The sequence below is a fragment of the Desulfobacter sp. UBA2225 genome, assembly GCF_002348205.1.
Taxonomy (GTDB): domain Bacteria; phylum Desulfobacterota; class Desulfobacteria; order Desulfobacterales; family Desulfobacteraceae; genus Desulfobacter; species Desulfobacter postgatei.
The window spans coordinates 4,061-12,750 of the sequence record NZ_DDYV01000315.1 but is presented as its reverse complement, the minus strand read 5'-3'; the positions used below and the strand labels follow the sequence as shown (position 1 = coordinate 12,750).

Genomic DNA, 8,690 nt, shown 5'->3' with positions numbered 1-8,690 from the left:
TCAAGTCATATGACCAGAACTATAGTCTGGCATTTTTAATTACCGGCACATCATAACCGTCCTTGTGCCGAATAAAGCACTCCTTGGCTTCTGTTTTGCCATGGGCCAGCACCCCGCATTGGGATATATCCGACGGATTCACCTGATCATAACACCGGCTGCATTTTATCAGGCAGCACCGCTGTCCCACCGCCTCTTGGGCGGTGTAGCCGCTGATATTTTCCATCGCCTGGTTCCAGGCTGTAATTTTACCGTCCTGGTCCAAAGTAAACAACCCTTCAGCCATGGCATCTAAAATGTGGTTTAAGAAATTAAGATTCCTGATCCCCTGGTTATTCACACTTCTCCCGTATATTTAGTGTTTGAACGCAAACTCAAACGTCTGCCGCGTTGCAGAAAAAGTCTCATCTATGCAATGTTGCGCAGAACGTTACCAGACACCTGGTAACAATAAGGTAGCGTTACATAGCAATCAATCGTTATCTTCAAACGGGTTCTTTTTTTTCTTTTTGTCTGTCACCTGACAGGCATCACGCATTCAGGTGGATACACCCATTTTAGGAAGAATATAGATTTGAAGCAGTAGATAAACTGCAACAAAACCGACCACAAACAAAAATTCCATTCGCCATTTCCTTTAAAATAAGAATTAAGCAGGTCCGTTGTCATTTTATAAAAAAATAATCTCAATAGTAAAGACAGCAAGCAATATGCCAAAATAGTTACACGTTTTCAAAACATTATTTATCCGGATCACTATAAAAAATGCAGAACGGCCTGTACAGATGGCATTCGGTGAAACACTTCACAATGCGATACGATCCGAAACGTTTCAGTCATGCCAAATCAGAACTTTTGATAATTTTACGTCTGTGGTATATGCTACGGGTCGGACGCTATTGAGTATTGAGTGTCTGACCGAAGATAAAAATATTAATACATAACGCCTGATGATGGAGGCTGTGTGGCAGAAATAAAGGATATTGTACTGATTTACCTAGAAGACGATCCCGTCAGTTTCGCCAGAATTGAAGATATTGTGCCGGACCATAAAAAAGACTGGTTCCAGATCAGGTTACTGATGCTGCAGGTGCCGTTGCAGGTTGTTACCTGGATTTTAAAAGCAGACTACATCAATGGAGAGACCTTTTCCATGAACGGCAAAAGTATGCGGCTGGAAAAGGTGGCGGCCCCGGTCGGGCCCTTTGAACACGACAACTTGTCGGAAACATCTCCTGGAAACGGCAAAGATATTGAATCCCCTGAAACCGATAATCCTCCCGAAAAAAATAAGGGCAAAATTATCTCCTTTTCCAAACGCAAAGCCCATAAAAACGGGCAGGAGCCATAGCTTGGCCGTTCCTGCCGGTATCTTGTCCGCCTCCAGACGTACAGATATACCAGGATGGTATACGCCCTGGTTTCTGGACCAGATTGAGAAGGGGTGTTTTTTTGTAACCAATCCGTTTAACAGACAGTCCCGCAGGGTTGATGCAACACCCAAAGAGATCCATACCATTGTTTTCTGGTCCAAAAACTATGGCCCGTTCCTGGACTTAAGCGCCCACAAAATTTTAGCCCAAAAAGGATTTCACCTGTTTTTTAATTTTACCATTAATACACCTTTAAAAGATCTTGAACCCGGGCTGCCCGATCTTTCAGAGCGTCTGACCCAGGCCCGGCGCATTGCCCGGGATTTAAGTCCCGTACAGGTTGCCTGGCGTTTCGACCCCATCTGTTTTTATGAGAAGGGTGGTCGGGTGTTTAACAACCTTGACGCCTTTGAAGATATCGCAGGGCAATTGGCACAGATGGGTATTAAACAATGTATTACCAGTTTTTATGATCCTTATAAAAAGGTGGCCGCAAGAATCAAGCGTATGGGTGAGTCGGGCAGACCCATGCTCAAATTCATAGATCCCGGCATGGATCGCAAAACAAAAATTATCCGCAGTATGGCGCAATCTCTTAAACATCTTGGCATGGACTTTTTTTTATGTTGTGAAAAAGAACTTATGGAGAGGGCCGGATTACAGGCATATGCATCCCCTAACGCTTGCATTAATGGGCATCTTTACAAAACTTTGTTTGGCGGAAATCCCGAAACTCGCGGCGATTATGGTCAGCGGCGCCAAAAGGGATGTCAATGCACAAAATCCTTTGACATCGGCTCCTATGAAGACCATCCTTGTTTTCACAATTGCCTTTTCTGTTATGCCAGGACAGGCCTTGATATCACAGAGCCGGCTACCGGTTAACCCGGCTTGTCCCCCCAAAAAAAACTAAACCCACAACAGAACATGAAAATAAAAGATTTAAAAATTAATGGTGTCACCTTTCTGGCCCCACTGGCCGGGATTACCAATCTGCCATTCAGGCAAATGGTAAAGGATTGCGGATGCGCCGTGGTATGCTCGGAGATGATCAGTGCCAAGGGCATATTTTACAACGCAGAGAAAACGATCACCCTGCTTAAGTCACAGGAAGATGAGCGGCCCTTGTCTGTACAGATTTTCGGTTCAGATCCGATGGCCATGGGAGAGGCTGCAGCGTTTATAAACGATCTTGGCACAGCGGATATCATTGATATCAATTTTGGGTGCAGTGTTAGAAAAGTGATCAAACAGGGGGCCGGCGTTGCGTTAATGAAAAATCCGGCGCTTGCCCGTAAAATTTTAAAGGCTGTCAGGGATGCCACCCCCCTTCCTTTTACCATAAAAATACGCAGCGGGTGGGATCCTTCCGGGGACCAGGCCGTGACTTTGGCAAAAATCGCCGAAGACCAGGGCGTCAATGCCATTGCCTTTCACCCCAGGACAGCTGTGCAGGGATTCAGGGGAAAGGCCGACTGGCAGCTGATTGCGCGACTTAAACAGGCGGTTCGTATTCCTGTGATCGGTAACGGGGATATCATTACGCCCCAGGACGCAGGAGACATGCTTTCCAGGACCGGCTGTGACGCTGTCATGGTGGGAAGAGCAGCCATGGCCAATCCGTTCATCCTTTCACAGATCGAACAGTATGTGGTCCATGGCTCTTTCAATCTTCCTGAGCCTCGGGACATCTTCAGAAAAATGGAATCGCTGACCCAGGGGTATGTATCTTATTTCGGAGAAATCACGGCATGCAGGATGCTTCGGGGAAGGCTTGCATGGTTTATCCGGGGATTTCCCGGTGCCGCTGCGTTCCGTAAAGAATTATCCACCCTTGCAAGCAGTGCTCATGTCATTGAGATGATCCGGGATTTTGAGGCAGGCCTCAAGGCTTGATATATTCGGCAGATCCCACGGACGAAATCCCGCCGCGCGGGGTGAATTCGCCTGTGACCTTCATGTAAAGGGGTTTTATCACCAAGACCAGATCGTCCAGAATTTTATTGACCACATGCTCATAAAACATCCCGACGTTCCTGTACTGCATCAGATAATATTTAAGCGATTTCAACTCCACCAGATGCGCATCCGGACGATACTCAATAATGATGGTTCCGTTATCGGGCAAACCTGTCATGGGGCAGACCGACGTGTATTCGGGCTGGGTGATTTTAATATCAATGCTGCGTTTGGACTTATATGCGTATTCAATGGGTTCCAGCAGATCCGGTGTAATAACATCAGGGGTATCCACTGTAAAAGGGGGCTCATAGTGCTTATTTTTCATCTACAATCTTTCTTTACGATTTTTTATAATTTTTGCCCGAAAAATAATTTCTTAACGGGTTGCCATTTTTTTAAATGATGTTATCATACACTATTGAAGTATTCAATATGCTTCGAAGCAGACATCTGGTGGCACGGCTCCCCCCTTTGATAAACATTTGATAAACAATATCCGGTTGTTTAATATTAGGAAATTGTTAAAATCCTCTTGACAAGCGGCTTGAAAAATTAGATAAAGACGTCTGCGATCTGTCCAAAGAAAAATTAATAAATAACTCCTTATTATTGCACGCATTAGTTGATTAAGGAGGGCCAAGGTAAATCCCCCAGAGCCGATAAAATTTATACATGCGGCATAAGGAGAATCAAGGAGAATGAGGTTATTATAATGAACGATTTTTTACAAAGCCTTCGTAACGGCCAGGCCGAAAAGCCGAGAACACCTAAAACAAGAAAAAATTTTGACAATTCGTGTTATTCAAACACATCCAGGTTCAATTCATATGGTGGATCCGGCTATCCCAGTAATAATAGACCCCCCCAAATGAAACGCCCTATGCCTCCAGGACTTCCCCAGACTCCCGGTAACCAGATGTCTGAAGAGCCCAATACTCTTCTTTTAGCCGATATCTTGGAGAATATAGGCACCCAGGTTGATATTCTGATTAAAAATCAGGAATATATGATTACGATTCAGGAAAGAACTGCGGACCTGCTCCAGCGCCAGGCTGATGCCATTGAGATCATCATGGATCGCCTGAATCTTTCCCCGGACCAGGAGATGGATATTGCTCCGACATTTGAGCATCATTACACATCGTCCCAGGCCTCGGATGAAGAAGATGTTGACGGCACAGTGGAAGCTTTGCTCAAGGCGGAGATTGCTGAGGAAGAACGCCGGAAAGCCTCAGTCCATAACGCCAATCAAGATTCCAATATTCTAAAAAGGCGCAGAAAGATTGTTGCATCGCCTTCTCCGGCAGACGCATCATCCGGGCAATCCGTGGAACTGATGCCCAGAGATGACATTATGGATATCATCAACACCATGCGGGAACAAGGTGCGACCTATGATCAGGTTGCCAAGCATCTCATTGATCTTGGACAGCCCACCTTTTCCGGTCGTGGCGAATGGCATGCCCAGACCATCCACAGGCTGTGCAGCAACAAATAGCAACTATTAAAACAATAAAGATATAAAAACCGACCGGGATTTATTCCGGTTGGTTTTTTTTATCAGCCCCTATCCGTAACATGTAGTCATCCCACTCCGTCGGCAACATGCGTTGTTTTTGAGTGTTGCACGCCTTGCAGCATGGCACCAGGTTAAATTTCTCCGAGCGCCCTCCCCGGGAAATGGGAATCACATGATCCATGGTCAGCTCTTTGGGAGAGAAATTCTCTCCGCAATAGTGACATATCCCGGACGATCGTTTTCGCTTCCACCACTGGCTGGCCCGAAGTTGCCTGGCCTTTACCCGTTCCTTTTTCAGTGCAGCATCGTCGGGAAAAGGAAAAAACATATCGTCAGCCTTTAATATCCAAACTCACTGAGGTGGCGCTTATTTGAAACCCAATCCGGGGTTACCTTGACAAACAGCTTGAGCAGCACCTTGCTGCCCAGCATCTGTTCAATATCTTTCCGGGCGATTGATCCGATACGCTTGAGCATGCTTCCGTTTTTCCCGATAACGATACCTTTTTGGGAATCACGCACCAGATGAATGCTCGCATGGATGACGATCAGTTTTTTTTCCACTTCAAAGGAATCTACAGTTACAGCGCATGAATAGGGAATTTCCATGCCGGTGAGTCTGAATACCTTTTCCCGGATAATTTCGCTGACCATGTATTTTTCGGAAACATCGGTGAAAGTCTCTTCGGGGTAAAGAGGCGGTCCCTGGGGCAGTCGGGATTCCAATTCGTCAAGAAGCAGATCCATCTGGATATTTTCCCTGGCAGAGACAGGTACAATGGTTTCAAACGCGTACATATCCTTGAACGTCTCCACCTGCTCATACACAGCCGCTTTTTTGGCCAGATCAATTTTGTTCAGCGCCAGAATCACAGGTTTACGAACGGTTTCAAACTGCTTTACGATCATTTTTTCCGACGCATAGTTCCGGGATGCCGCATCCACCATAAAAAGAATCAAATCCACATCGTCCATGGCCTGGATGGCCTGGGCAACGATTCTTTGATTAAGCAGGGTTGTACTTTTGTGAATTCCCGGCGTATCCAGGAACACGATCTGGGAATGGGGACGATTCACAACACCAAGGATCCGGTCCCGCGTGGTCTGGGGTTTTTTGGATGTAATTGAAATTTTTTGACCCAGAACCTGATTGAGCAATGTGGATTTACCGGCGTTGGGCGCGCCGATAATACCCACAAACCCCGAACGGGAGATCTTAGACATCTATTCCTCCTCCTGATACCAGTCAATGAGGTTGTGGATTTCATCCCATATGGTTTGGCGACCCTGGCGGTTTTTAGCCGAAAAAAGAACGATCCCGTTCCGGTCCCGGTTAAATGCTGTACAGGCTGCATCAAACTGCTTTAGCTGTTTGGTTTTAGACAATTTGTCCGCTTTGGTCAACACCAGAAGACAGGGTATCTGTTTTGTTTCAAGCCATCGGACCATCTCAAGTTCCTCTTTGCCCGGATCCCTGCGGATATCAATGAGCAGAATCAGCCCCAGCAGGGTTTTTCGCGTTCCCATATAGGTTTCCACCATAGGCTGCCATTGTGCTCTAATTTTTTTTGATACCTTGGCATATCCATATCCTGGAAGATCCACCAGGGATAAACCATCGTTAACCAGAAAGAAGTTAATCAGCTGGGTGCATCCGGGCCGGGAGCTTGTTTTGACCATATCCTTCCGGTTGATCAAGGTGTTGATCAAAGAGGATTTTCCCACATTGGATCGGCCCGCAAACGCGATTTCCGGGAAATCGTATTCCGGATACTGGGCGGGCTTTACCGCACTTTTTATAAATTCAACAGCACGAATTTTCATGCATACCTTTTCAAATATTTTTCCAGGCGGTTCATCCCGATTTTAAGATTGTCCAGGGAATTGGCATAGGAGAACCGCAGATACCCTTCCCCGTTTGCGCCAAAATCAATGCCCGGCGTAACCCCGATGTGTGCCTTTTCCAGGATATCAAATGCCAGGGTATAGGAATCGGTGGAAATATGTTTGAAATTCACAAAAACATAAAACGCACCGGTGGGCTCCACCATCATTGAAAGCCCCATCTCTTTTAATCGCCTGATCATAAATTCCCTGCGCTCATTATACGTATCGCGCATGGTTTGGATTTCCCTATCCGCATCGGTCAATGCCGCAGCGCCGGCTAACTGAATAATGGAATTGGCACAGATAAAGAAGTTTTGCTGCAGTACCTGAAGGGCCCGGATAAATTTGGGGGGTGCGATCAGGTAGCCCAGGCGAAGCCCTGTCATGGAAAACAGTTTTGAAAAACCGTTCAGGACAAAGGCCTGGTCGGTAAATTCCAAAATGGAGTGGTCTTTTCCTTCATATGTCAGGCCGTGGTAAATTTCATCGGAAACAATATACAGTCCATGTTCTTTGGCCACCTCAACAATTTCCTTCATCCGGGTCTCGGGGATGACGGTTCCGGTGGGATTGGACGGGGAATTAATGAAAATAGCCTTGGTTTTAGGTGTGATTTTTTCCCTGATGGCTTCGGGCTTATAGACAAAGCCGTCCTGCTCATGCACCTTGACAAAAACAGGTTCCCCCTGGACATACCGGATGAAATTGGCATAGCAGGCATAGTGGGGATCTGAAACGATGACCTCGTCACCGGGGTCCAGCAGTGCGCTGAACAGCAGAAGCATGGCCGGCGATGTTCCGTTGGTTACAAGGATTTGACCGGGTTCCACAGTCGTGCCGTAGATGCGTTTGTGATAATCACTGATGGCCCGACGCAGACGAAGGTCTCCTAAGCTGTTGGTATAACAGGTTTCGTTTTGCTTCAGGGCTTCAATACAGAGCCGGTTGACGCATTCAGGCACATTAAAGTCCGGTTCACCGATCTCCATGTGAATCACGTCAATGCCCCGGGCTTCCATTTCATGGATTTTCTCCATCACGTCCATGACAATGAACGGTTTTATCTGTTCACATCTTTTGGCCACAGTCATTTTTAGATCACCTTGTTCAATGAGCATTCAATTATACCTTCGGCCCCTGCTTTCAATAATTGGGGCACCAGATCCCGGACCACACTGATTTCAACCACGGTTTCCACGGAAAACCAGTCGGATTGATAGAGGGAGGCCACGGTGGGGGCGTTCAGGCTTGGCAGAAGCTCAACCACAGCAGGTAACTTGGATTCCGGCACATTCATTTTAAGCATCACAAGCTTTTCCGCCACAAGGGCAGCCTGGAGCAACATGGCAATCTGCTCAATCTTTTCCCGCTTTACCGGATCCTTCCAGGCGGTTTTATTGGCAATGAGCTGGGTATTGGTTTTCATCATCTCGTGGATGACCTTTAGATTGTGTGCCCGGATCGTGCTTTCTGTCTCTGTAATCTCCACGATGGCATCAGCCAGGCCGGACACGATTTTGGCTTCGGTGGCCCCCCAGGAAAATTTCACATTCACATTGATGTTACGGGACTGGAAATAGCGTTGTGTAAATTTCACAAGTTCGGTGGAAATGGTTTTGCCTTCCAGGTCTTCAAGATTGTTGATGTCGGAATCTCCGGCCACGGCGACCACCCAGCGGGCCGGACGGGATGAAACCTTTGAATAAATGAGGTCTGCCACCACATGGACATCAGACTCATGTTCCGCCACCCAGTCAAGACCGGTCAGGCCGGCATCAATAACCCCGGATTCCACATTGATCGACATTTCCTGGGCCCGGCACAGGGCGCATTCAATGGTGTCGTCATCAATGTCCGGGAAATAGCTTCTGCCTTCCACATTTATTTTCCATCCCGAACGTCTGAACAGGCTGACAGTCGCATTCTGCAGGCTTCCTTTGGGAATGCCC

Annotated in this window: 11 protein-coding genes; 4 read left to right on the top strand and 7 right to left on the bottom strand. The window is 46.9% G+C overall.

The window, feature by feature from the left end:
- Nucleotides 1–19: 19 nt before the first annotated feature.
- Nucleotides 20–340, bottom strand: a complete 321-nt coding sequence (locus B3D59_RS16445) for a PAS domain S-box protein (RefSeq protein ID WP_286822212.1) — start codon at nucleotides 338–340, stop codon at nucleotides 20–22.
- Nucleotides 341–964: 624 nt separating this feature from the next.
- On the opposite strand from B3D59_RS16445, the gene B3D59_RS16440 reads away from it, so the two are divergent.
- From B3D59_RS16440 to dusB, 3 genes are read left to right on the top strand one after another with little or no spacing between them, the layout of a single operon-like run.
- On the top strand, nucleotides 965–1,351 hold the full coding sequence (locus tag B3D59_RS16440; RefSeq protein WP_286822211.1) for a hypothetical protein: 387 nt from the start codon (nucleotides 965–967) through the stop codon (nucleotides 1,349–1,351).
- Nucleotide 1,352: 1 nt separating this feature from the next.
- A complete protein-coding gene (locus B3D59_RS16435; protein ID WP_286822210.1) occupies nucleotides 1,353–2,258 on the top strand; it encodes a DUF1848 domain-containing protein in 906 nt (301 codons plus the stop codon).
- A 42-nt stretch (nucleotides 2,259–2,300) separates the two neighbouring features.
- Complete coding sequence (gene dusB / locus B3D59_RS16430) at nucleotides 2,301–3,269, top strand: tRNA dihydrouridine synthase DusB (RefSeq protein WP_286822209.1); 969 nt, start codon at nucleotides 2,301–2,303, stop codon at nucleotides 3,267–3,269.
- Here dusB and queF read toward each other — a convergent pair.
- Entirely contained in the window at nucleotides 3,259–3,660 is a 402-nt protein-coding gene (gene queF / locus B3D59_RS16425) for a preQ(1) synthase (protein ID WP_286822208.1), read from the bottom strand. The genes dusB and queF overlap by 11 nt on opposite strands.
- A gap of 555 nt (nucleotides 3,661–4,215) precedes the next feature.
- Here queF and B3D59_RS16420 point away from each other — a divergent pair.
- Nucleotides 4,216–4,833: a hypothetical protein gene (locus B3D59_RS16420; protein WP_286822207.1), complete on the top strand. Its 618-nt coding sequence runs from the start codon at nucleotides 4,216–4,218 to the stop codon at nucleotides 4,831–4,833.
- A 40-nt stretch (nucleotides 4,834–4,873) separates the two neighbouring features.
- On the opposite strand, the gene B3D59_RS16415 is transcribed toward B3D59_RS16420, so the two are convergent.
- The 5 genes from B3D59_RS16415 to hisG form a co-directional block, all read right to left on the bottom strand.
- Nucleotides 4,874–5,182 carry an HNH endonuclease gene (locus tag B3D59_RS16415; RefSeq protein ID WP_277004324.1) on the bottom strand — a complete coding sequence of 103 codons (309 nt, stop codon included), beginning with the start codon at nucleotides 5,180–5,182 and terminating at the stop codon, nucleotides 4,874–4,876.
- Between the two features lie 11 nt (nucleotides 5,183–5,193).
- Nucleotides 5,194–6,078 carry a GTPase Era gene (gene era, locus B3D59_RS16410; RefSeq protein ID WP_286822206.1) on the bottom strand — a complete coding sequence of 295 codons (885 nt, stop codon included), beginning with the start codon at nucleotides 6,076–6,078 and terminating at the stop codon, nucleotides 5,194–5,196.
- Nucleotides 6,079–6,678: a ribosome biogenesis GTP-binding protein YihA/YsxC gene (gene yihA / locus B3D59_RS16405; RefSeq protein ID WP_286822205.1), complete on the bottom strand. Its 600-nt coding sequence runs from the start codon at nucleotides 6,676–6,678 to the stop codon at nucleotides 6,079–6,081.
- Entirely contained in the window at nucleotides 6,675–7,859 is a 1,185-nt protein-coding gene (locus B3D59_RS16400) for a pyridoxal phosphate-dependent aminotransferase (RefSeq protein ID WP_286822193.1), read from the bottom strand. Before B3D59_RS16400 ends, yihA begins: the two co-directional genes overlap by 4 nt.
- Nucleotides 7,835–8,690: ATP phosphoribosyltransferase (hisG, locus tag B3D59_RS16395; RefSeq protein WP_286822191.1), on the bottom strand; the 856-nt coding region annotated here is incomplete at its 5' end. The genes B3D59_RS16400 and hisG, both read right to left, overlap by 25 nt.